General features: G+C 64.1%; 19 protein-coding genes and 3 tRNA genes. 19 read left to right on the top strand and 3 right to left on the bottom strand.

The window, feature by feature from the left end:
• Window positions 1–146: 146 nt before the first annotated feature.
• From HSX14_RS05945 to HSX14_RS05955, 3 genes are read left to right on the top strand one after another with little or no spacing between them, the layout of a single operon-like run.
• The gene (locus tag HSX14_RS05945; protein ID WP_173173374.1) at window positions 147–383 is read left to right on the top strand and encodes a PP0621 family protein; all 237 of its coding nucleotides are present in this window, start codon (window positions 147–149) and stop codon (window positions 381–383) included.
• Window positions 373–1,965: a sensor histidine kinase gene (locus HSX14_RS05950; protein ID WP_228723545.1), complete on the top strand. Its 1,593-nt coding sequence runs from the start codon at window positions 373–375 to the stop codon at window positions 1,963–1,965. Before HSX14_RS05945 ends, HSX14_RS05950 begins: the two co-directional genes overlap by 11 nt.
• A 2-nt stretch (window positions 1,966–1,967) precedes the next feature.
• Window positions 1,968–3,299 carry a sigma-54-dependent transcriptional regulator gene (locus HSX14_RS05955; RefSeq protein WP_173173370.1) on the top strand — a complete coding sequence of 444 codons (1,332 nt, stop codon included), beginning with the start codon at window positions 1,968–1,970 and terminating at the stop codon, window positions 3,297–3,299.
• A 12-nt stretch (window positions 3,300–3,311) separates the two neighbouring features.
• Here the strand turns inward: HSX14_RS05955 and thiO are convergent, their stop codons facing one another.
• Window positions 3,312–4,409 (bottom strand): glycine oxidase ThiO, encoded by a 1,098-nt coding sequence (thiO, locus tag HSX14_RS05960; protein ID WP_373874678.1) that lies wholly within the window; start codon window positions 4,407–4,409, stop codon window positions 3,312–3,314.
• Between the two features lie 28 nt (window positions 4,410–4,437).
• Here thiO and HSX14_RS05965 point away from each other — a divergent pair, with 28 nt between their 5' ends.
• The 8 genes from HSX14_RS05965 (at window position 4,438) to HSX14_RS06000 (ending at window position 12,602) form a co-directional block, all read left to right on the top strand.
• Entirely contained in the window at window positions 4,438–4,965 is a 528-nt protein-coding gene (locus HSX14_RS05965) for a GspH/FimT family pseudopilin (protein ID WP_173173368.1), read from the top strand.
• Window positions 4,966–5,076: 111 nt separating this feature from the next.
• Window positions 5,077–5,592 carry a GspH/FimT family pseudopilin gene (locus HSX14_RS05970; protein ID WP_173173599.1) on the top strand — a complete coding sequence of 172 codons (516 nt, stop codon included), beginning with the start codon at window positions 5,077–5,079 and terminating at the stop codon, window positions 5,590–5,592.
• Window positions 5,579–6,154, top strand: coding sequence for a type IV pilus modification protein PilV (pilV, locus tag HSX14_RS05975; RefSeq protein ID WP_173173366.1), 576 nt, complete (start codon window positions 5,579–5,581; stop codon window positions 6,152–6,154). The genes HSX14_RS05970 and pilV overlap by 14 nt, the downstream gene beginning before the upstream one ends.
• Window positions 6,151–6,954 carry a PilW family protein gene (locus HSX14_RS05980; RefSeq protein WP_173173364.1) on the top strand — a complete coding sequence of 268 codons (804 nt, stop codon included), beginning with the start codon at window positions 6,151–6,153 and terminating at the stop codon, window positions 6,952–6,954. The genes pilV and HSX14_RS05980 overlap by 4 nt, the downstream gene beginning before the upstream one ends.
• Before the next feature lie 11 nt (window positions 6,955–6,965).
• A complete protein-coding gene (locus tag HSX14_RS05985) occupies window positions 6,966–7,511 on the top strand; it encodes a pilus assembly PilX family protein (RefSeq protein WP_173173362.1) in 546 nt (181 codons plus the stop codon).
• 12 nt (window positions 7,512–7,523) lie between these two features.
• Window positions 7,524–7,865 (top strand): hypothetical protein, encoded by a 342-nt coding sequence (locus HSX14_RS05990; protein ID WP_173173360.1) that lies wholly within the window; start codon window positions 7,524–7,526, stop codon window positions 7,863–7,865.
• A gap of 16 nt (window positions 7,866–7,881) precedes the next feature.
• A complete protein-coding gene (locus HSX14_RS05995; protein WP_173173358.1) occupies window positions 7,882–12,150 on the top strand; it encodes a PilC/PilY family type IV pilus protein in 4,269 nt (1,422 codons plus the stop codon).
• Window positions 12,150–12,602, top strand: a complete 453-nt coding sequence (locus HSX14_RS06000) for a type IV pilin protein (RefSeq protein WP_175384243.1) — start codon at window positions 12,150–12,152, stop codon at window positions 12,600–12,602. The genes HSX14_RS05995 and HSX14_RS06000 overlap by 1 nt, the downstream gene beginning before the upstream one ends.
• 96 nt (window positions 12,603–12,698) lie before the next feature.
• Here the strand turns inward: HSX14_RS06000 and HSX14_RS06005 are convergent, their stop codons facing one another.
• Window positions 12,699–13,031: a PilZ domain-containing protein gene (locus tag HSX14_RS06005; RefSeq protein ID WP_173173356.1), complete on the bottom strand. Its 333-nt coding sequence runs from the start codon at window positions 13,029–13,031 to the stop codon at window positions 12,699–12,701.
• 9 nt (window positions 13,032–13,040) lie between these two features.
• Window positions 13,041–15,344: a DUF1631 domain-containing protein gene (locus HSX14_RS06010; protein ID WP_173173354.1), complete on the bottom strand. Its 2,304-nt coding sequence runs from the start codon at window positions 15,342–15,344 to the stop codon at window positions 13,041–13,043.
• A 202-nt stretch (window positions 15,345–15,546) separates the two neighbouring features.
• Between HSX14_RS06010 and HSX14_RS06015 the strand changes: the two genes are divergently transcribed.
• The 8 genes from HSX14_RS06015 to HSX14_RS06050 all read left to right on the top strand — a co-directional run bounded on the left by HSX14_RS06015 (window position 15,547) and on the right by HSX14_RS06050 (window position 23,512).
• Window positions 15,547–15,622, top strand: a tRNA-Asn gene (locus HSX14_RS06015).
• A 9-nt stretch (window positions 15,623–15,631) separates the two neighbouring features.
• Window positions 15,632–15,708: transfer RNA gene (locus HSX14_RS06020), tRNA-Pro, on the top strand.
• Between the two features lie 12 nt (window positions 15,709–15,720).
• Window positions 15,721–15,796: transfer RNA gene (locus HSX14_RS06025), tRNA-Lys, on the top strand.
• Window positions 15,797–16,381: 585 nt separating this feature from the next.
• Window positions 16,382–17,707, top strand: coding sequence for a 3-dehydroquinate synthase II domain-containing protein (locus HSX14_RS06030; RefSeq protein WP_173173352.1), 1,326 nt, complete (start codon window positions 16,382–16,384; stop codon window positions 17,705–17,707).
• A gap of 9 nt (window positions 17,708–17,716) precedes the next feature.
• Entirely contained in the window at window positions 17,717–18,514 is a 798-nt protein-coding gene (locus tag HSX14_RS06035) for a class I fructose-bisphosphate aldolase (protein ID WP_173173350.1), read from the top strand.
• A 55-nt stretch (window positions 18,515–18,569) separates the two neighbouring features.
• The gene (locus HSX14_RS06040) at window positions 18,570–21,011 is read left to right on the top strand and encodes an AMP-binding protein (RefSeq protein ID WP_173173348.1); all 2,442 of its coding nucleotides are present in this window, start codon (window positions 18,570–18,572) and stop codon (window positions 21,009–21,011) included.
• Between the two features lie 34 nt (window positions 21,012–21,045).
• Entirely contained in the window at window positions 21,046–21,759 is a 714-nt protein-coding gene (locus HSX14_RS06045) for a methyltransferase (RefSeq protein WP_173173346.1), read from the top strand.
• Between the two features lie 22 nt (window positions 21,760–21,781).
• Window positions 21,782–23,512: an FAD-dependent monooxygenase gene (locus HSX14_RS06050; protein ID WP_173173344.1), complete on the top strand. Its 1,731-nt coding sequence runs from the start codon at window positions 21,782–21,784 to the stop codon at window positions 23,510–23,512.
• The last annotated feature ends 7 nt before the right edge of the window (window positions 23,513–23,519 follow it).

Here is a 23,519-nt window from a genome sequence, read left to right on the forward strand (position 1 = left end):
GCCTCTTTTTTTTGTCCCTGCGAATTGCCCGCCCCGCTCCAGGCATCGCCAGGGGACCTGACGCACAGCTCGCAGCCTCCCCGCTGTGCGCGGACCACCGGCTTGGCTAAACTGCGCTCCTTTCAATGACAAGTGAGCTCGCCGGGATGATCCGCCTGCTGTTCTGGATTGTTGTGATCTTCGCCGCTGTCTGGGTCTGGCGCCGGATGAAGGCACCACCAGCCCCGCGCCCGCAGAAACCCGCGGACGAGGCCGCCAGCCCGATGGTGCGATGCAGCCAGTGCGGCGTGCATGTGCCGCAGGCCCATGCGCTGGCCAGTGGCGAGCGCTGGTACTGCAGCCGCGCCCACCTGGAACAGGACACCACCAGCGGTGAGCGGTGAGTCGACGGTCCTGGGCGGGCAGCCGGCGCGGCGCATCTTCCGCCTCTACAACCTCTACCGGCTGATCATCGGCCTCGCGCTGGTCGGGCTGATCTCCAGCGAGCTGGACAGCGAACTGCTCGACCTCGCCCGCGCGCAACTGTTCCGCAACGCCTCCTGGTTCTACCTGCTGCTGAACATCCTGATCGCCCTGATGGTCCGCCATCCGAAGCACATGCTGCAGGTGTTCAGCCTGGCACTCGTGGACGTGATCCTGCTGTCCTGCCTGTTCTACGCGGCCGGCGGTACGCCCAGCGGCATCGGCAACCTGGTGATAGTCACGGTGGCCATCGCCAACATCCTGCTGCGGGGCCGGGTCGGCCTGCTGATTGCCGCCATCGCCACCATCGGCATGATCTACCTGACCTTCTACCTCAGCCTCAGCCGCCCGGAAGTCGCCAACCAGTACGTACAGGCCGGCGCGCTCGGCGCCCTCTGTTTTGCGGCCGCCCTCTTCGTCCAGGGCATCAGCAAACGCCTGCAACTGAGCGAGACCCTGGCGGAAAAGCGCGCCGCCGACGTCGCCAACCTCGAGGCACTCAACGCCCTGATCCTGCAACGGATGCGCACCGGCATCCTGGTGCTCGACGCGCAACACCGCGTGCTCCTGGCCAACCAGGGCGCCCAGACCCTGCTGGGCCGCGATGACCTCGCCGGACGCATCATCGACCCGCAGAGCCCGGAACTGGTCAAGCGCCTCCAGCAGTGGATGGACAACCCGGCCCTGCGCCCGCAGAGCCTGCAGGCCATGCCCGAAGGCCCGGTGCTGCAACCCAGCTTCGTACCGCTGCAACGGGGCGAGCAACGCGACACCCTGATCTTCCTCGAAGACATCTCGCAGATCGCCCAGCAGGCGCAACAGCTCAAGCTCGCCTCCCTCGGCCGTCTGACCGCCGGCATCGCCCATGAGATACGCAACCCCCTGGGCGCCATCAGCCATGCCGCGCAGCTGCTGCAGGAGTCGGAAGAGCTGACCGGCCCAGACCGACGCCTGGCGCAGATCATCCAGGACCAGTCGCGACGCATGAACCTGGTGATCGAGAACGTCCTGCAGCTGTCACGCCGCCGCCAGTCAGAACCCCAACTGCTCGACCTGAAGTACTGGCTGCACCGCTTCGCCAGCGAATTCCGCAATGCTTCCGGTCCCGGCCAGACACTGCACATCGAGACCAACAGCGGCACGATCCAGACCCGCATGGACCCGCACCAGCTGACCCAGGTACTGACCAACCTGGTACAGAACGGTCTGCGCTACAGTTTTCAGAAGAACAAGGTCGGACAGGTCTGGCTTCGCCTATTCCGTGATCCGGAAAGCGACCTGCCCATCCTGGAGATCATGGATGATGGAGCCGGCGTGCCGCCCGAGCAGGTGCAGCACATCTTCGAACCCTTCTACACGACTGAAAGCAAGGGTACCGGGCTCGGCCTGTACATCTCGCGCGAGCTGTGCGAGAGCAACCAGGCCCGCCTCGACTACCGCCCACGCGAAACCGGCGGCAGCTGTTTTCGCATTACCTTTGCCCACCCGCGCAAATTGAGCTGACCATGACCAGACAGAGAGCACTCATCGTCGACGACGAGCCCGATATCCGCGAGCTGCTGGAGATCACCCTCGGCCGGATGAAGCTGGATACCCGCAGCGCCCGCAACGTCAAGGAAGCCCGTGAACTCCTCGCCGCCGAACCCTTCGACCTGTGCCTGACCGACATGCGCCTGCCGGACGGCACCGGCCTCGACCTCGTGCAGCACATCCAGCAGCGCCATCCGCAGGTCCCGGTGGCGATGATCACCGCCTACGGCAGCCTGGACACCGCCGTCAACGCACTGAAGGCCGGCGCCTTCGACTTCCTCACCAAGCCTGTGGACCTCGGCCGGCTTCGCGAGCTGGTCGCCGCGGCGCTGCGCCTGCGCACCAGCGGCAGCGGCGACACGCCGATGGACAACCGCCTGCTCGGCGACTCGCCGCCGATGAAGGCGCTGCGCAACCAGATCCAGAAGCTCGCGCGCAGCCAGGCCCCCGTCTACATCAGCGGCGAGTCCGGCAGCGGCAAGGAACTGGTGGCACGCATGATCCACGAGCAGGGCCCGCGCCACGAAGACCCCTTCGTACCGGTCAACTGCGGCGCCATCCCCTCGGAACTGATGGAAAGCGAATTCTTCGGCCACAAGAAAGGCAGCTTCACCGGCGCCATCGAAGACAAGATCGGCCTGTTCCAGGCGGCCCATGGCGGCACCCTGTTCCTGGACGAAGTGGCAGACCTGCCCCTGCCCATGCAGGTGAAACTGCTGCGTGCCATCCAGGAAAAGGCCATTCGCACCATAGGTGGCCAGCAGGAAGTGGTGGTGGACGTACGCATTCTCAGCGCCACCCACAAGGACCTGGCTGCCGAAGTGGCGGCCGGGCGCTTCCGCCAGGACCTCTACTACCGCCTGAACGTCATCGAACTCAGCGTCCCTCCGCTGCGCGAGCGCCGCGAGGACATCCCGCAACTGGCCGATGTGATGCTCAAGCGCCTGGCTGCGGACAGCGCCGCGGCCAGCATTACCCGCGACGCCATGGAAAAGCTCAAGAGCTATCGCTTCCCCGGCAACGTCCGCGAGCTGGAAAACATGCTCGAGCGGGCCTACACGCTCTGCGACAACGACCAGATCCAGCCCGAGGACCTGCGCCTGGCCGACGCGCCCTCGCCGTCGGAAAGCAGCGAGGCCGATCTAGCGCAGGTCAGCAACCTCGAGGATTACCTGGAAGAGATCGAGCGCAAGCTCATCATGCAGGCCCTAGAAGAAACCCGCTGGAACCGCACCGCCGCAGCCCAGCGCCTGGGCCTGACCTTCCGCTCGATGCGCTACCGCCTGAAGAAACTGGGGATCGACTGATCCCCGGCGGCATCAGGCCAGCGGCTTCAGGCGCGCTCCCGGGGCATAGGGCGCGGGATCGACGATGGGCTCGCGCCCCAGCATCAGGTCGGTGAGCAGCCGGCAGGACGCGGGCGCCAGCACCAGCCCATTGCGGTAATGACCGCAGTTCAGCCAGAGCCCATCGAAACCGGGCACAGGCCCGATGAAAGGAATGCCGTCGGGCGACCCCGGCCGCAATCCGGCCCAATGGCCGACCACCTCGGCCTCCGCCAGCGCCGGCAGCATCTCGATGGCCGACGCCCTCAGGCTTTCCAGTGCGGCCTCGGTCGGCGTCTTGTCGAAGCCTTCATGCTCCAGGGTGCTCCCCACCAGGATGTGACCGTCGCGCCGCGGGATCGCATAGCGCCCCTTGGCCAGCACCATGCTCGGCAGAAAATCCGGCTCGCACTTGTAGAGAATCATCTGTCCCTTCACCGGTTCGACCGGTAACGAAAGGCCAAGTGTGGCAAGGAGTTCTCCGCTCCAGGCGCCAGCACAGAGAGCCACGCGGTCGGCCCGGAGTTCTTCCTGGCCTATCCTGACGCCGACCACCCTTTCCTCTTCGATGATGAAACTGTCGATTCCAGCCTGTTCACGGAGTGTGACGTTGGGGAGCGCAAAGAGCGCTGCTCGCAGCGATTGCGCGAGTCGTGGATTGCGGATATTGGCCACCCTCGGCATATGGACGGCGCGCTCGAAACCTGCCCCCAGAGATGGCACCTGCTTGTGCACCTGCATCATCTCCATCGCATGAAGTGGACGACCTTCACGGCTTGCCCAATTTAGGGCCTCGGTCTCGTCATCGAGGTCCAGCCAGTACAAACCGGTGGCGTGCACCTCTGGATCGATGCCAGTGGCCCTCAGCAGTTTCTCTCCAAGGTCTGGGTAGAAATCCTGCGACCAATGAGCCAAGGCCGTCACCGCGGCGCTGTAACGCCAGGGATAGAGGGGGGATACAATTCCGCCTCCGGCCCAGGAGGCCTCGCGTCCCACGTGCGAACGCTCGACGAGCACGACTTCGCTGGCGGTTGCCAGCTCCAGGGCGGTCAGAAGCCCAATGACCCCTCCACCTACAACAAGGACTGACACGAAGACCTCCTGACTAATAAGTCACTCCATGGAACTGGAGCAAGGACAGATGGAACGTAAGAATCTCGGAATGGGTTTGGCTTCCCAACTTATTTCTCTAGCGGTGTTATCGATCATCATCGCGATGTCCTTGCCCAGCTGCCTGTCTTGGGTGATGGGGCATCGCGTAGCAGGATTCAGCCGTGACCTCGCGCATGCTGTTCATCAGGCTCGCCATCTAGCGCTTACCGAAGGGCGCCGCGTAACCCTGTGCCCTCTTGATAATGAAGGGCGATGCACTCGCGACTGGAGCAAAGCGCTGAGTACCTTCTTCGATGATGAAGGGCATCGAGTGCTGACTTCTCAAGATCATCTAATCTCGCTGCTGGATGTACCGCCAGGTATCGACCTTCATTGGGGTGGGGCCGGTAATAAGCGATCAATCCACTTCAACGGCAGCGGTCTGACAGCCATCAGCAACGGCACGTTTGTAGTAAGCGCGTCAACATCTCGCATTGAGCGGCGGATTATCATCAACCGCCAAGGCCGGGTGCGAACGAAACACGGCGGCGAGTAGCCGCATCCCCGTAAAATAGCCGCTCGTACGTTCCTCCATGCCGGCCATCCCATGCTGTTTGAGGTCGAAGTTTCGGCCCGCTAGCTTACAGCCTGCGCAGAGGAAGTACTCATGGAACGTATACGTGGATTCAGTCTGATCGAACTTCTGGTGACCATCGTCATCATGGGGATCGTTGCATCAATTGCCCTGCCCGCGATGGGTGGGTTCATCGTCAGGCAGCGGGTGTCCGGGCAGGCCAGTGAGCTTATGAATGCCCTGGCGGTGGCCCGCGTCGAGGCCACCAAACTCAATGCCAACGTGGTGGTGTTGCCCATGACCAACAGCGAGGACGGCTGGACCGACGGCTGGTGCGTTGGACCTGCCAGCATCAACAACTGCGCGAGCGCCGACGTCATTCGTAACTTCCAGGGAGCTTCGGATGTGACCGTCAACGCGCCGTACCTGCAATCCACCAACAAGCTGACGTTCCGACGCGATGGAACGCTGTTGTCAGGCATCAGCGCCCAGTCCTTCAAAGTGACCTCGGAGCGTCTGCAGGACAATGACAGCAGCGCGCGCTGTGTGTCTCTCAATGCCTTGGGCAAGGCCTCGATCAAGAAGGTGAACCGCGATGCGTCCTGTTGATAACGTCTCCAAGCAGGTGGGGATTTCGCTGATCGAGGTGCTGATCGCACTCTTGATCTTCGCCGTTGGCCTGCTCGGTTTCGCGGCGCTCCAGCTCAGCGCGTTGCAGAGCTCCGGGGATAGTAACCAGCGCACCCAGGCGACCTGGATCGTGCAGGACCTGGCGGAGCGCATCCGCGCGAACCAGGAGGCTGGTACCAGCGACTACACCACGGCTCCGAACTGCTCCAACCTGCCGGCCCAGCGTTGCAGTGATTACTACAACCCGATCACTGCGGCCAAGGTGAACGGTGCCAACTGCACGGCTGCCCAGATGGCGGCCTACGATCGCTGGGAGGCGCAGTGTTCTTATAGTGGAACAACCGCGTATGGTGCCGACGCGACTGCAGCCTCCGGGCGTTATAACAGTCGAGATTTCCTGGGACTGGCGGTCAGTGGTACGCAACCTCTCGCCGTTGTCGCATCCGGAACTCAACTGAGTATCACGACGACTTGGCAAAGTAAGGCTAGCAAGAACTCGGCCGGGGAAAACCTGACCAGCAGTGCGCAGGTGCAACGATGAGCAAGCATTTCGTCTCTAGTTTTCAGCGCCAACGCGGCTTGAGCCTGGTCGAGTTGATGATCGGCCTGACCCTGGGCCTGATCCTGCTGCTGGGCATCATCCAGGTCTTCATCTCCAGCAAGCAGACGTTCGCGACCAACGATGCCATGGCCAAGTTGCAGGAAAATGGTCGGTTTGCCCTTGAGTTCATCACCCAGAGTGCTCGCCAGGCCGGCTACACCTCACCTGGCTCTACACTTGACCGTCCTTTCCCAGTGGAAAGGACGGTCTGTGGAGTCGGTAACACCGGCAACAATCCTTGCGCTACCAACGGCAGCGGTAGTGGCGCCGATGTGGTGGGGTTCACCTTTGAACCTCCCATCATCGATGGAGCCAAGCGCGACTGCGCCGGTGCGGTGGTGCCTGACAACAATCTGGTGGTCAATACCTTCTACATCATTCCAGCGGACGCAAATAACTCAACGGCCGCATTGGGTTGCAAGTCCTTCAACCGGACCACCAACGCGGCCCTGAGTGCCGGACAGCGCCTTATCGACGGTGTTGACTCCCTTCAGGTCCTCTACGGCATCGATACCGGGGGGAATTCCCAGAGCGTCAACCAGTTCGTATCGGCTGATCGCGTCAGCAACTGGAGCAAGGTTGTTGCTGTTCGTATCGCTGTCCTGGCCAACTCGGTTGATGTCCTGAACCCGGCCCCTGTTCAGCGGAACTATTACCTGCTGGATGCCGCTCCGTTTTCCTCCAGCGATGGTCGAGCGCGCCAGGTGTTCACTACCACCGTCCAGTTCAAGAATCTCTAGGAAGCGCTCATATGCAGTCCCTCCGACCACTGCAACGCCAGGCAGGCGCCACCTTGATCGTTGCGCTTGTTTTCCTTGTCGTGCTGACCGCTGCGGGCATCACTGCTGTTCGTTTCGCGACCAACGACGAACGCATGGCCAGCAGCAACCAGTTCCGCAATACCGCTTACCAGCAAGGGCAGACCGAGATTCGCTCTCAACTGCTTCGGCTGAATGTGGTGGCGAATCGCCAACCGCTGATGTCTGCAACGAGCGGCACCCTTGCCACAACGTCAAATGAAGACGACCCCAACTGGGTCGGTTCGCTGTCTCGTTTCCCATCCCTGATGAGGCCTATTTCCCTGGCATCGATCGTTGCCTTACCAGCCTCGGGCAACAGCGAGAACGCCCAGACCAATACCATCAGGAGCGTCGGTCAGCTGGACTGTGCGAGTTTCGGAAAGGGGTATTCCTTCGGCAACTACACCTGCCAGCAGTACGAGATCAAGGCGACCACCCGGATTGGTGGTGCTCTTTCCGATCAGGCCCAGGGCCTGGTCTTCTTTAACCTCAAATGATCGAGGCCGGATATGAACCGTTTGATCCATTTCTTCCTGGCGCTTTTCGTTTCCGGTTTCGCATTGCATGGAGTTGCAGAGGGGACCGATGAAGCTCCACCGAAGTACATCGAAAGCGCCACGCTGATTCTCAGTCTCACCAACAAGACTGGCGATCCCGTCAAAGGGTATGTACTCGCTACCGCTTGCCAGACCTGCGCTTCGCAACGCTTCGAAGTGAACGACCAGACCAAGGTGTACCTGCGCGGCGAGCTTACCGATTTCGCTCATCTTGGCTTGAAGATCGATTGGCAAGGTTCGGTTTACTACACCCCGGACGGCCTGCCCACCGTTATCGAATTGTTCCTGAACTGACGCCGAGGATCGACACATGAGCGTTACCAGAAAGCTTGCCCTTGGCGCCTCTGCGTTTACTTACCTGGCGCTATCCCTCAGCACAGCGCTGGCCGATGATACCGAGATCTATACAACTCGAGATCTTCCGGCGGACCAGCGGGTTCGCCCCAACATCATGTTCGTCATCGATACTTCGGGCTCCATGAACGGTGGCGTGCCGGGGACCAACTGCAAGTCTCTGGTGCCTCTGGATTCGAGTAACTCTGGGGTTCCACGAAACTGGTGTACCAGCACACAGGGCAATTTGAGCAAGAACAACGGCCAATTGACACGTATTGAAGTTGTCAAGCAGGTCGTCAACCAACTGGTCGATGAGCTGGCGCTGTCCAATGACTCCAATATTGGTCTCGTTCGGTTTAGCTCTAATGATGAGGGTGGATTTGTTAACGTGCCGGTTCAGCAGGCTGGCACAGTGGCTGGTACTTTCAAGACGGAACTCGGCAGCTATTACGCCAGCGGTGCCACGCCCCTGCTTGAGGCCTACCATGAAGCCGCGCAGTACATGCGGGGTGGCTCGATCATTTATGGTCGAAAGTCTCGCGGCGTGATTGAAGACGCGAAGACCTATTCGGTCCGCGACCCTTGGTACAGTGCCACCGCTTCCTATACCGGCTCTACCTATAAATCGCCTATCCAGAACTCATGCCAGAAGTCGAGCATCATCGTTCTGACTGACGGCTTGCCCAATGGCGACAGCAGCAGTAACTCTTCCATTCAATCCCTGGTGCGTACCGGCACGCCCAACAGCATCTATACCTCCTGCAACCGTGGCTATCCGACCGATGGCGAGGCCAACGCAGGTTGCTGGATGCCCGGACTTGCAGAATGGCTGGCTAACAACGACAACGGTCCCGCTTCGATCAGCGGTAAACAGACGATCTCTACCTATACGGTGGGCTTCGGCAATATCAGTGATACTCGCTTGCTGAGTGATACGGCCACCTTGGGCCAAGGCAAGTTCTACACAACCAGCGATACTTCGGGCCTGGTGGCCTCTCTGCGCTCCATCCTTGTGGATATCCTTGCGGAGAACACCACCTTCACCACGCCCACCGTCTCCGTCAGTGCGTACAGCAACTTCGGCTACCGCAACGATCTTTACTACGCCCTGTTCCGTCCGGCAGAAGGTGCGCGCTGGCTGGGCAATGTGAAGAAATACAAGGCGACCTCCGATGCCAGCGGAAACCTCGTGGTAACTGATGCCAACGGAAATAATGCCGTGGATTCGTCCACCGGCTTCTTCCTCGACAGCGCACAAAGCTACTGGACACCTTCCAACGTGGTGGATGGCAAGAGCGCCGCGCTCGGGGGAGCGGCGAGCCGCCTGGGGAGCCCTGGTACCCGCAACCTGTATACCTACACCGGTAGCAACCGCGATCCGGGAAGCACCGGATCGATCAACCTGACGGGCAGCGCCCACCTGTTGTCTACCAGCAACACCGCGCTGACCAAGGCGATGCTAGGTGACGCCAACATGGCAGATGCCTACAAAACTAACCTCCTGACCTGGGCCCGTGGGACTGACCCAGCGGACAACTCCGCGAGAGCGCAGATTGGCGACGTGCTGCACAACGCACCGAAAGTGGTGGCCTACAGCAGTGATGAGAGCATCGAGCGTATCGCCAACGGCACGGCGCAGGACAGCCTTGTGCTGTTCTACGGAACCAACGAGGGCTTCATCGGCGCCATCGATCCCAGCACCGGTGCTGAACTCTTCTCCTTTGTTCCGAAGGAACTGCTACCTAATCTGAAAGCTTATTACGACGATCCCAAGGGCAGCGCCAATAAGAAGTACGGCATCGATGGTCAGTTCGACCTGAAGGTGACCTATGGAACCGTGAACTCCACCACTAAGATTCGCAATGCCTCCACCGTCGTCCTGTATGCCGGCATGGGGCGAGGTGGACGTAACTACTACGCCTTGGACATGACTCCCGGTACCTTGGGCAATACCTCCACTATCCAACCCAAGCTGAAGTGGGTCATCCGGGGGGGCGCGGGTGGCAGTACCGGTTTCACCCGCCTGGGCCAGACCTGGTCTACGCCCAAGTACGCCAAGGTCAAGTGGAACGGACAGCCCAAGGAGGTTTTGATCTTCACCGGTGGCTATGACACCACCCAGGATAACGATGCGATCCCGGACAACCCGAAAAGCGACAGCTATGGCAACGCGCTGTATGTCGTGGATGCGGACACGGGCCAAAAGCTGTGGATGGCCGGTCCTACGGGCGATAGCGATGCCAACCTGACACTGTCCACCATGACCAATAGCCTGCCAGGTGATCCGGCTCTGATCGACATCGGTGGTGATGGCTTGATCGACACGATCTTCACCGCGGACACCCGTGGCCAGATCTTCCGTTTCGATATCAAGGCGGGGAACGCTGGCGCAAGTGACTTCGCTACAGGAGGCCGTGTAGCTGCCCTGGGCGGAACCGACGCCAGCAACAACCGTCGTTTCTATAACCAGCCTGATGTCGCCTTGATCAAGGAGCGTGGCGGGGACACCTATTTCACCCTATCTATCGGCTCGGGCTATCGCGGTCACCCACTCAGTGAGTCGGCGCTGGATCGCTTCTACGTCATTCGCGACAAGAACGTCTATGCAGCACCGGCTACTTACACTTCCATTACCGAGAGCAACCTGGTCGACGTCAGCAGCGTCAACCTGACGAGTGCCGAGGCTCAGAGCATCCAGAGCCAGATCAACACCAAACGGGGTGAGATCGATACTCTCAATGCCAATGAGGCTACTGCACGGGCCAACTTGGCGAGCTATCAGGCCAGCATTGGCTACACGGACAAGCTGAACACCTTGGTTGGCGTCAACAACTCCATCAACCAGAAGCAGGCTGCCATTGACACCATCCTGCGTAACGACCCCTACGTAGCTGCACATGCGACGGAGTCCAGCAGCCAGACCCAGTCCCACAGCCTGGTCGTGGCGGCGCAGTCTGCGCTCGCGCAGTTGAACGGCCTTAACACGACGAGCGCTGATGCCAGTTCGTTCAAGGCTTCGGAGCTGGACAGCACCACGGCAGGGAATATCGGCAATTTGCAAGCCAGGATCACAGCTGGGTTGAGTGATGCGTCTCTAAGCAGCCAATACAACGCCATCCTTGCAAAGCAGAACCAGATTACTGCTGCGAAGGCTGTTGATTCAGACACCACCACGCTCGAGTCGGAGCTGGCAACGCTGAATACCAATTATGAAAACTCGGCGGCCTACGGTGTGCGCAATGGGCTGATTCAGAATCTCTCCGCGATCAATGGAAAGATCAGCCAGATTGCTGAACTGCAGGCTGCGGTTGTAGCTGCCTACAACCAGGGCAATACTGCCGAAGCTGCTAGCAAGCTGGCGGATCTGTCTTCGGCCAAGAGTGCACTCAACGCTTTGTTGCCGAGCGGTTTGCCCGCTGCGCCTGCCGGAACCACCAGCAGTGCCTTGTTGGCTGCCAACGAAGCGCAGACCCAGGCCACCCTGGACGCTGTAAGCTCGCCTCTGGTAACCCAGTCCAACCTTGTCACCTCATTAGAGAGTGAGCGCGTCACTTTGGCCGGCCAGGCCTCCAGCCTGCAGGCGGATCTGCAAGCACTGGCGAACCGTGCCTACGACACGGCTTCCAACGTGCTGAATGCAACCCAGCTTGCTGCCGCTACAGCGGCGGATACCACTCCACCCTTGACTCAGTTCGAGGCCTACAACTACCTCATCGAACAGGCTCGGGCGGCTGCGGCCTCTGACATCCCGACCAAGCGCGCCGAGATCAACGCCCTGTACGCGCAGCTCACCCCGGGTGATAGCTACACCCCGAATCCGACGCTTCTAGCCCAGAGCAGCGGCTGGTTCATTCGTTTCCCCAGCGGCGAGAAAGTGCTGTCCAGCTCCGTGAGCTTTGCGGGCTCCTTGCTGTTCACGACCTTCCGTCCCAGCGGGCAGCAGGTCACTACCTGCGGCCCGGACGTTGGCCGTGGGCGTTTCTATGCTCTCAACCTGATTGATGCAAGCGCGGTCTTTACCGAAACTGTCAACGGTACCAAGACCGGCAAGCGTAGCTTCGACCTGGCACATGGCGGCATTCCGTCGAAGCCAGCAACTATCCTGCGTGAGGATAAGTCGGTCGGGTTGTTGTGTGGTGCGGAGCCCTGCCTGGGTGACACTAGCAACAAGGGGTGTGTTGATGGAGCTGAGATCTGCGAGACCAACAAAGCCATCCAAGGCCTCTATTGGAGAGAGAACTGATGACCAGAGCCAAGGGGTTCACCCTGGTCGAATTGCTGATCGTGGTAGCGATCATCGGCATTATCGCCGGGATCGCCTACCCCAATTACCAGCGTTATGTAATGCGCACCGGCCGTAGCGATGGCCAAGCCTGGATGATGCAGATCATGCAGGCCCAGGAGCGCTTCTACTCGCAGAACCAGACCTATACCACCAACCTGGGAGCCAACGGCCTTGCTTACCGCGACTCTGCCGGCAACGCGATTGCTCAGGATGCAGCGGTGATTTCCGAAAGCAATCGCTACAGCATCACCGCCAACGCCTGCGCGAGTACGACCATCGCTCGGTGCGTAATCCTGACTGCCCAGCCCCGGGGGGGGCAGGCCGCCGACAGCTGTGGCAACTTGACTTTGGATAGCCGTGGCGTCAAAGGCGTCTCGGGAGCAGGTGCGACTGTAGCGAACTGCTGGTAAGGCCCCGTCCAAGTGAAAAGCCCCGTCTCGTGTGCAGTTCGCGACTGCCTATGAACGGGGCTTTTTGCATCTATGTGTTTTTGTTGGCGGGAGTGGTCAGATACGTCCCAGCACCGCTTCAAGGGCTCTTGCCTGATCCTCCGCCAGATCGATGATGTGAAATCCCGTCCAGGCGTGTTGGCCATCCGCACCGGGGCGGCTCCAGAGGCAGTCGGCGCCAAGGCGGACTTCGCTAATCCCGTCCACAGGGTCGGCGGGGACAAGGCGGCATTCCCAGACGGTGTCGGTGGCCAGCGGTTTTTCGCTGAACAGCATGAAGCCGTCTAGGGAAAGATCGACCACGCGGCCCAGGCGGTTGCCGGTATGCAGGTCATAGACCTCCAGCTGGAGCTCCGTGGCGTGGCGGCTGTGATGTCGGCGGTCTTCCATGGGGACTCCTTAGCTCGGCTCGGCACTGCGGCCGGTGAAGCGCTGCAGGACGCGGTAGATGGCGCCCAGCGCACGGTCCACCAGCGGTGCGTTGTGTTCCGGGGCGATGATGCGGGCCAGCCCCTGTTCCATCTCGCTGGCCAGCAGCGTGATGGGCTTGATGGCGACGCGCTGGCCGCTGTGGTCGACGAACATGTAGTTGCGCGTGGTCGGGCTGTACCAGGAGAGCTTGAGCTTGCGCCCCTGGCCCTCCTCGACGAATTCGAACCAGGTGTTGAACTCCAGGCTCTCCAGCTCCTTGACCAGCGCCTGCGCGCGCGTCGAAAGACCCGACGGGCGAGCCGGGGCCAGCAGGCCTGCGTCCTCGCCGAGCATCTCGCTGAGCGGGCTCTTGGGCAGGTCCGGGTTGATCTGGGCCGCCAGTTGCGGCTGCTGGCCCTGCACGGCGTGCTGGCAGGCCACCAGGTCCTGCAGCAGGCGGCGGATGCCGTCCTCGTGGTAGCCACCGAGCAGCTCCAGGCCCTTGCGCAGGTCCTCGAGCAGCGCCACGCGCAGGCCCTGCAGGCGTTCGCGGCCCTTGGCATCCAGCGGCGTGCCGCTCCAGGCCAGTTGCTCGGCCACTTCCCGCGAACGCTGCCATTCCGCGCCACGGTCGCCGTGGCGCAGGAGGACGAAGACCAGCACGTCGCTCCAGGTCTGTTCGAGGAAGTTGCGGATGATGCTCGGCGGCTCGCGCCCGGCCAGCACCCGGGCGATGGCGTCGACCGCCTGCTGGCGCGCGCTGAGCAGCTTGTCGCGACCCTTGGCCGCTTCGACCGCGCGGCGCTCGCGCAGCTCCACCTTGTGGCGCAGGGTGGCGACGTATTCGTTGAACTCCTCCAGCAGGCTTTCGAACAGCTGCAGGTCGCCGATGAAGCCGTGGATGATCCGCTCGACCACCCATTGCATCTTCGCCAGAAGCCCGCGCTCCTCGCCTTCGCCGCCATAGAGCACGCCGGCCTGGGCCATGGTGTTGAGCAGGCGTCGGGCGGGGTGGTGGTGCTGGGTGAACAGCGCCTTGTCCTGCAGCGCCACCTTCAGGTAGGGCGTGTGCAGGTGGGAAAGGGCGGTCTTGCAGCTGTCCGGCAGGTTGTCGTCGTCGAGGATGAAGTCGAAGAGCATGCCCACCAGGTCGATGACATCCGCTTCCTGGTCCGAGAGCTTCTGCTGCCCCGGGATGCTGCTGTGGGTTTCCAGTTGCTGTTGCAGGTCGGCCTTGAGTCCGTCGACCCGCTGCGGCTGCTGCAGGCGCGAGGCGAGTTCGTGGGCCGACTGCTGCTGCAGGCGGTTGAGCGCTTCCAGCAACTCCGCCGCGCTGTAGGTGCGCGTGGCACCCCGTGGCGCGTAGCTGGCGATGCTGGGGGTGCCGCCGAGCAGCGGCGTATCGAGGTTGCGCTGGCGGTGCTCCTCCAGCAGTACGGCCAGGCCGCTGAACAGGGCGCCCGGGTCCAGGGGGGGCGGTGCACCGAGGTCGGCCGGCGGGGGCGGCAGCGGCGCGCTCGGTGCGCTCTGGCTGTTGCGGGTGGCCGCGCTCTGGCCGTCCACGGGCGCGCTGCGGCTGATGCCCTGGGCGCGTTGGGCGCTGTACTTGAGGTTGGGCAGCACGCCCGCTTCTATGAGGCGCTTGTTGAGCGCGTCATAAAGCGTGTCCAGGCTCTGCATCACATGCTGGTCGAAGAGCATGTAGAGGATGGTCTTGATCCGCAGCGGGAAAGGCGTGGGCTCCAGGGCGTCGCGGAACGCCTGGGCGATCGCCTGCGGGCCGAAGGGGTTGCTGTCCTCGCCGAGCTTCTTGCCGTTGTTGAGCAGGCCCAGGCGCTGGTCGAGGGCGAACAGCGACTGCGCGCAGCGGGCCTTGACCCGGCTGACCATGTTGGTGACCAGCAGGCTTTCTTCGTAGACCTCGTTCTGCACCAGCTCCAGGTGCTCGGCGTCCAGTTCGGCGGCTGCCTCGGGCTTGAAGGTGCCGTCGAGGAACTCGGCGAACCGCTGGGCGATCCGCTGGTGGTAGGCGCGCTCGATCTGCGGCCGCTGCTTGCGCACGTCACGCATGCTGTCGAAGAACAGCGTCTGGACCTGGTTGTTCTCGGCCTTCTCGGCACATTCGAACAGGGTGTCGTCGACCTGGGCGAAAACGCCGGTCAGGTGTTCCGCCAGGCGATTCATCACCAGCTTGCGGCAGCTCTGCACCAGTTCGCCGAAGCGCGGCTGGATGCCACGGCTGGCGAGAGTGGCTGGAGGGCGGGGTGGAGGAGGGGTGTCCTGGGTGCTCATGGACTGTCCTGCCGGGGCCGTTCGGCCGGCGGGTCCTGTAAGTGATCTGGGAAAGGCAGATATAGCAGCCGGCCCGGCAACTGCAAAGCATTGTATAAATTCGCTTTTCAGGGGTTGACAGCTCGTTCTGGAAACGTAAAATGGCGCGCCTCAGATGCAGCGAACCACGGTTTGCAGCGGATGAGATTGGAAAGCTTGAAGTTCCGCGATAGCTCAGTCGGTAGAGCAAATGACTGTTAATCATTGGGTCCCTGGTTCGAGTCCAGGTCGCGGAGCCAACTTCCAAACGGGGTATAGCGCAGTCCGGTAGCGCGCCTGCTTTGGGAGCAGGATGTCGGGAGTTCGAATCTCTCTACCCCGACCACTCCTTACATATGGGTCGTTAGCTCAGTCGGTAGAGCAGTTGGCTTTTAACCAATTGGTCGTAGGTTCGAATCCTACACGACCCACCATATTCAGGAATGCGCGGTAGCCAGCAGGCCACCCGCTTCCACGAGAAGCCCACCCATCGCGGTGGGCTTTTTCGTTTCCGCTCCCCCATTTCTACCTGTGCGCACTGGCTCCAGACCTCATGGGTCCCGAGGTCGCGCGCATCGCTCGCGCCTGCGGCGTGATGTCGCAGTTCCGTGCATTCTTTTTGGGTCTGGCGTCCGACTCCACGGGACTGGCTGCCCGCCCGTCCCGCAGCCCGTTTCCCGGTTTTCCGCCCGTCCAGGCCGGGTCTGCGGACGGACCTCCTGCGTCTGCCTGCGCCCCATCCCCCTCCGCGAATACCCCATCGCCCACATGGTCTTTCCTCGCCACTGCCCCTGGGAAAGACTCCGCTCCACGCAAAAGCAGGCGGTTACGAACCGTTCGTCCCCGCCGGCTTTCCGCACGGTTACCCAGACGCACTACCGCGCCGGGTGCACGAGAAAGGCTCCAGCGGGAGAGGACCTCCCGCCCCTGGTTGTGCGATGCAGGTGCCTTGCGTCGCGGGTTTCTGGATGCCTCTACATGACCAACCTGAATGGAATGGCTCGCAGCCTGGAGGGAACATGAGCAATGCAAGTGCAGGGGTGAAAGGCAAGGAGGTCCCGGTGATCCGCGAGGACGCCGCCGACCAGGCCTTCGAGACCCCCGAAACGGTATCCAAGCGAACGTCGGTGCGTCTCGCCAACATCAGAAGCAACGGCGAGAACAAGCGCACCGCCAACGACAGCCAGCTGGTCTGGTTCGACAGCGCCCAACTGGCCAAGCGCCGCCCCGACGACGGCATCTTCGTCCGTGTCATCAACTCCCTCTACACCGGCATCGTCCTCTATATGGACAACCTCGCCGAACTGCTCCCCGCCGTCCCCTCGCGCATGCATGCAGTGCTGCGCCTGCGCAACGCGGCCGAGATCAAGGCCTTCCGCGAAAGCCCGCAGTTCGAGGAGTTCAAGAAAGGCGCCGCCGCCCGCAACCGCTCCGTCGCCTACAACGATGCCGAGGTCCTGGCCGACCTGGGCCGCGACGGCCTGCTCACCTGCTTCACCAGCTACGTCGACGACCGCGACAGCCTGCTGGCCTCCATCGACCAGGGGTTGCGCTTCAACTATCTGTGGATCCTCTTCCGCGACCCGACCAACATCCCCCTGGAGTTGGTCATCGCCTCACTGCAATCGACCTCCACCGTGCTGATGAAGGAGATCAAGGCACCGACCGACGTCGACGACGCCATCGTCTCCTACGGGGTGATGGAATACGGCGCCGAAGGGGTGATCTTCTCCCCGCGCGATCACGGCGTGATGAGCGAGTTCCTCGCCCGCATGTCCCACGCGCAGAGCTACGCCAACCTCGACATCCAGGTCGGCACCGTGATCGAAAGCCGCCCGGTGGGCATGGGCTACCGCGCCTGCATCGACGCCTCCACCCTGTTCGAGCCCGACGAGGGCATGCTGGTCGGCAGCACCTCCCAGGGCGGCGTGCTGTGCTGCCCCGAGGTCTACTTCCTGCCCTACATGGAGCTGCGCCCGTTCCGCGTCAACGCCGGCGCCGTGCACTCCTACGTGTTCAACACCGAAAACCGCACCGACTACATGAGCGAGCTGAAGGCCGGCTCGCCGATCATGATCGTCAACTCCAAGGGCCACGTGCGCCGCGCCGCTGTGGGCCGGATGAAGATCGAGCAGCGCCCGCTGCGCCTGATCGAGGTCGAGTTCCCCGGCAAGGAGCGGGTCAACGTCCTCATGCAGGACGACTGGCACGTGCGCATCTTCTCCGACTCCGCCAAGCCGCTGAACATCTCCGAGCTCAAGCCCGGCGACAAGGTCCTCGGCTACGTCACCGAGCCCGGCCGCCACGTCGGCATCAAGATCAACGAATCGATCATCGAGAAATAGGGGCGCGCCATGAGCTACGTCAGCAGAGTACTGAGGGAGCGGCGCCTGCTGTTCCCGTCCTCGCGGCGCGGATTGATCGTGCCCATCGACCACGGCCTGACCCTCGGGCCCATCGCCGGCATGACCCAGACCGCCGATTTCGAGAAATGGATCGCCAGCGACCACATCAGCGCGGTCATCGGCCACAAGGGTCTGATCGAGCGGCTGATCCTGCGCGACATGCTGCACCCCTCCACCGGGGTGATCCTGCACCTCAACGGCATGGCCAGCATCGCCCCCGAGCCCGACACCAAGATCATGGTGTCGAGCATCGACACGGCGCTGGAGCTCGGCGCCGACGCGGTGTCGATCCAGATCAACTTCACCGAGGACAACTTCCAGCACAACGTCGCCCTGCTCGGCGCCATGACCGACGCCGCCCATGGTGCCGGCTTCCCCATCCTCACCATGCTCTACGACAAGGCGCGGGGCCTTTCCGCTGCGGATCGGCAGAAGCGCCTCAGCCACCTGGTGCGGGTGGTGGCCGAGCTCGGATCGGACGCGGTGAAACTGGCCATGCTCGAATCCGCCAGCGACTGCACCGAGCTGGTGGAGACCCACTGCCGCGACATCCGCATCTTCTTCGCCGGTGGCGAGCGCACCGAAGACGAACGCCTGCTGGGGCTGACCCGCTCCATCCTCGCCAGCGGCGCCGCCGGCCTGTGCGTCGGGCGCAACGTCTTCCAGCACCCGCGCCCCCTCGAACTGCTGAGGCGCCTGGCGGACTGCATCAAGGGCGAGACGGAATACCTCAGTCGCGCCGTGTGAACGGAACTCAACTCCACGCGACCGCCACAAGCGGTCAACCCAGGGTGACAGGTCAATGGATTACCTCGACGACAACGCGGCGCCCACCGGTGCCCGCAACGAATACGTGCTCTCGCCGCTGTGGAAGGACCTCTTCCCCGAAGGGCTGCTGAGCCGGCTCAACGCCAACCCCTTCCTCGTGGCCTGCCGCAACGGCGCGGTCAGCCTCGACCAGTTGCGCCACTTCCTCATCCAGCACCACTACTACTCGCAGTACTTCACCCGCTACCTCTGCGCGCTGATGGGCAGCATCGCCGACCAGGGCGAGTTCAAGTCGCTGTCCTGCAACCTCACCGAGGAGCTGTCCGGCGGCGACAGCGTCGACATCTCCCACGCCGAGCTGTACCGCCGCTCCATGGACCTGATGTCGGCCCCGCCGCGCAGCCGCCCCCTGCTGCCCGGCACCCGCCAGCTCATCGACGGCATGTTCCGCCACTGCCGCAGCAGCGACCCGATCGACGGCCTGGCTGCCCTGTGCCTCGGTGCCGAAGCCATAGTCCCGCTGATCTACGGCCCGGTGCTCGACGCACTGCGCAGCCACAACGCCCCGCGTGAGGCCGAGCACTTCTTCGTGCTGCACATCGAGGAGGACGAGGACCACGCCATCGTCATGCGCGAGATCATCGACCGCATGCTCGTCGAGCGCCCCTACCTGCGCGCCCGTGTCGTCGCCATCGGCGAGGAGATGGTGCACCTGCGCATGGCCATGCTCACCGAACTGGCCCAGGGCCCCAGCGCCCAGCCCCTCGGCGCCGCCAGCACCCTGATGAGCGCCGAGGCCCTGCAGACGCTGCGCGCCGATGCCTCCCTCGGCAGCGGCAACTTCCTCGACCGCTGCCTGGCACTGAGCACCACGCCCGACGAGCCCTTCCTGTTCCTCGACAAGCCGCTGACCCTGCTGCGCGGCACACCGATCAGCGCCCTCGCGCTCAACGACCTGCAGCACCACCGCATGGCCCTGGCCGCCTGGTACCTGGAGCAGGGCGTGAAGCCCGGCGACGTCGTCGCGGTCACGGTCGAGGATGGCCTCTCCCCGCTGCTGCACTACCTGGCGCTGACCAGCCTGGGCGCGGCGATCTCGCTGATGAACCCGGCGATGCCGGCGGAGTTCGGCATCGCCTACATGGACGAGAACGGCTCCGAGCGCCTCGTGACCGACACCGCCACCCTGGTCGCCAGCGACTTCGCCCGCCAGTGGCGCGACGCCGGCCGCCCGGTGCTGGACGTCACCCGCGCGGCCCTCGATGCGGCGCCGCGCATGCCCGCCTGGTGGCCGCTGGAGCCGGAGGATTCCACCCTGGTGATGCTCAGCCACACCTCCGGCACCACCGGCCTGCCCAAGGCGGTGCGCTTCGAACACCGGCAGTTCTTCATGGGCAAGCGCGCCCGCATCGGACGCTTCGCCGAGGGCCCGGACGAGCGCTTCCTCAGCGCCCTGCCGCAATCCCACTCGGCGGCCATCAGCCACCTGGAAACCGCCATCCTCCACGGCATTCCCACCTTCGTCCTCGGCACCCAGCAGGGCCAGGCGCTGCGCAACGCCATCCAGCGTTTCGCACCCACCACGGTCGCCGCGTTCCCGCGCAGCTACGTGCTGCTGGTCGAGGGCGGCATCGCCCATGACGAGTTCCCCACCGTGCGCCGCTGGTTCGCCATGGGCGATGCCTCGCACCAGAGCCACATCCGCCGGATCCTCGAAGGCGCGCCGCAGTCGCGCTTCATCGACGCCTTCGGCAGCTCCGAGCTGGGCATGGCACTGTTCCGCAGCGAATCGAGCCTCGGTGCCATCGCCGCCCAGCGCTGCATCGGCCGCCCGGTGGACATCGCCGTGGCCAAGGTGCTCGACCCGCTCAGCGGCGACGAGGTGCAGCCGGGCGAGATCGGCCTGCTCGCCGTGCGCTCGCCCACCGTCACCTCCGGCTACTGGAAGCAGCCGCAGAAGACCGTCGACGCCTGGCGCGGTGGCTACTTCCTCACCGGCGATATCGCCTTCTGCAAGGACGGCGAGTTCTACCAGATCGACCGCGCGGTGGATGTCATCGACTCGCCCGCCGGTGCCCTGCACACCCTCCAGCTGGAAGAAGCGGCGCAGCAGGTGGACGGCGTATGCGACGTCACCGTGGTCGGCGTCGACCCGGCCCGCAGCGGTGGCGTCGGCCTGCTCGCCCTGGTCCTGCCGGAGCGCGGCGCGACCGACGCATCGGCCATCGCCGTCCGGGTTCTGCGCACCCTGCACGAGGCCGCGGCGTCGCGTGGCGCACTGGTGGCGGAAGGCTTCATCGCCGTCGCCGTGGTCAGCGACCTGGCGTTCCTGCCCGTCGGCGCCACCGGCAAGGTGCTCAAGCGCCACCTGCGCAGCGTCGCCCAGGCCCTGCTGGCCGGGGAGGGCGGGCAGCAGGTGCAGCACCTGCTGCGCCCCGCCCATCGCCAGCTCGCCACCGCCGGACACGGGCTCTGAGCTGCAGGCCGGCCACCCCACAAGGAATCCCAGCATGACCCAAGCAACCTACGAGACCGGCGCACTGGCGTCGGTCCGCCAGCGCCTCGCCGCCGCCGAAGCCGACGGGCAGACGGAGTACGAATGCATGGGCCGCAGTTTCGCGGTGCATGACGGCGTATTCCCGCCGACCCACTTCCAGTCCACCGGCATCTTCACCCGCCACCTGCCCTACCCCCGGGGCGGGCGCCTGCTGGAGATCGGCTGCGGCGCCGGCGTCACCGCCGTCACCGCCGCCCTTGAAGGCTGCCGCGAAGTGGTGGCCAGCGACATCAGCGAGGCGGCCGTGCGCAACACCCGCGCCAATGCCGCGCGCCATGGCGTGACCGGGAAGATGTCGATCCGCCAGGGCGACCTGTTCGAGGTACTGGAGCCGGGCGAGCGTTTCGACGTCATCTTCTGGAACTCCAACTTCGTCTTCGTCGAGGCCGAACACGTCTTCGACAAGGCCATCATGCTCGCCTTCTGCGACCCGGGTTACGCCGCCCACAAACGCTTCCTCGACGAGGCCCCCGAGCATCTGGCCGACGGCGGCATGCTGCTCATGGGCTTCAGCAGCCAGGGTGATGGCGGCGCACTGGAGGCGATGCTCGCCGAGCACGGCTACGGCTCGCGCCGGGTCGCCTCGGTGACCGGCCAGGGCGCGGGCGCACCGCGCTACGACATCCTCCAGCTCCTGCCGGGTGCGCACGCACCCGCAGGCGCCTGACCGGCAGCGACGGAGCCTCATCGTGAGCACAGGCCAGAAGACCCAGCACGCCGCCGTGGCCATCGTCGGCGGCGGCCCCGTGGGGATGATGCTCGCGCTGTTCCTGGACCACCACGGCGTGCCCGTGGTGCTGTTCAACAGCGAGCGCAACACCCGCTGGCACCCCAAGGGCAACACCCACAACTCGCGCACCATGGAGCACTACCGGCGCCTGGGCCTGGCGGAGGCCATCCGCCGCCTCGGCCTGCCCGAGGACCACCCGCGCGACGTCGCCTACTTCACCCGACTCAACGCCTGGGAGTTGGCGCGCCTGGACATGCCCTCCGAGCGCGAGCGCATGGCGGCGGCCCGCGCCGCCGAGGACACCGACCAGGTGCCCGAGCCGCTGCTGCGGGCCAACCAGATGTACGTCGAGCGCTTCCTCCTCGAACACATCCGCACCCGGCCCAACATCCAGCTGCGCTTCGGCTGGCGGGTCAGCGGCTTCGAGCAGGACGCCGACGGCGTGCGCCTGATCGCCGTGGAGAGCGCCAGCGGCGAAGCCCTGGAGCACTGGCGCGCCGACTACCTGGTGGGGTGCGACGGCGGGCAGAGTTTCGTCCGCCGCACCCTCGGCATCGGCTACCTGGGGCCGGACGGCTCCAGTGGCGGCTTCCTCAGCGGGCGCATGTTCTCCAGCCACGTGCGTGTCCCTGCGCTGCACCGCGACATCCTCCCCGACCGCAAGGCCTGGATGTACAACGTGGTGGCGCCCGACGCGCGCATGCTGCTGATCAGCCTGGATGGCGAGGACGAGTTCCTGCTCATGACCCAGGCACGTTCCCACGACGAGATGCCCCAGGACGACCGGGTGATCGCCGCCATCCGCCAGGGCGTCGGTGCCGACGTCGAGGTCGAGGTGCTGGCTCACGCCGTGTGGCATGGCGGCCTGGCCCTGGTGGCCGAGCGCTTCTCCGACCGCCGGGTGTTCCTCGCCGGCGATGCCACGCACCTGTTCTCGCCCACCGGCGGCTTCGGCATGAACACCGGCATCGACGGCGCCGCCAACCTCGCCTGGAAACTGGCCGCCGCCATCCAGGGCTGGGCCGGGGAAGGGCTGCTGGCGTCCTACGAGCTGGAGCGGCGCCCGGTCACCCTGCGCAACACCGAAGCCGCGCGCCAGCTCACCCAGCGCGTGGGCAAGGTGGAGGTGCCCGCCGCCGTCGAGGCCCGGGGCACCGAGGGCGACCGGGCACGCGCGCAGCTCGGCGTGTCGCTGCGCGGCTTCCGGGGGCAGTTCACCTCCATCGGCGTCGAACTCGGCGCCCGCTACGACGCCTCCCCCATCGTCTGGCAGCAGGGCCAGCCGCCGGCGGACGACCCGCTGCACTACCGGCCCAGCACCGTGCCCGGCGGGCGCCTGCCGCACCTGTGGCTGCCCGCTGGCGACGGCACGCGGCGCTCGGTCTTCGACCTGCTCGGGGCGGGGTTCACCCTGCTCCGGGTCGGGCCCGATGCGCCCTCGGTGGAGCGCCTGCGCGAGGCCGCCGCGGCCCGGGGCATCCCGTTGACGGTGGTGGAGCTGCCGGCCAGCGCGCGTGACTGCTACCGGGTCGCCCTGTTGCTGGTGCGCCCTGACCAGCACATCGGCTGGCGTGGCGACGACGTGCCGGAAGACGCCGGCGCGGTACTGGAAAAGCTGGTGGGGCACGGCTGCGCCGTGCACCCGAAGGAAGGCCAGGCGCTGGTTGGCGTCCTGGGTGCGGTTGGCTAGATCAACG

It is taken from the genome of Pseudomonas tohonis (genome assembly GCF_012767755.2).
In the GTDB taxonomy this organism is placed as follows: Bacteria; Pseudomonadota; Gammaproteobacteria; order Pseudomonadales; family Pseudomonadaceae; genus Metapseudomonas; species Metapseudomonas tohonis.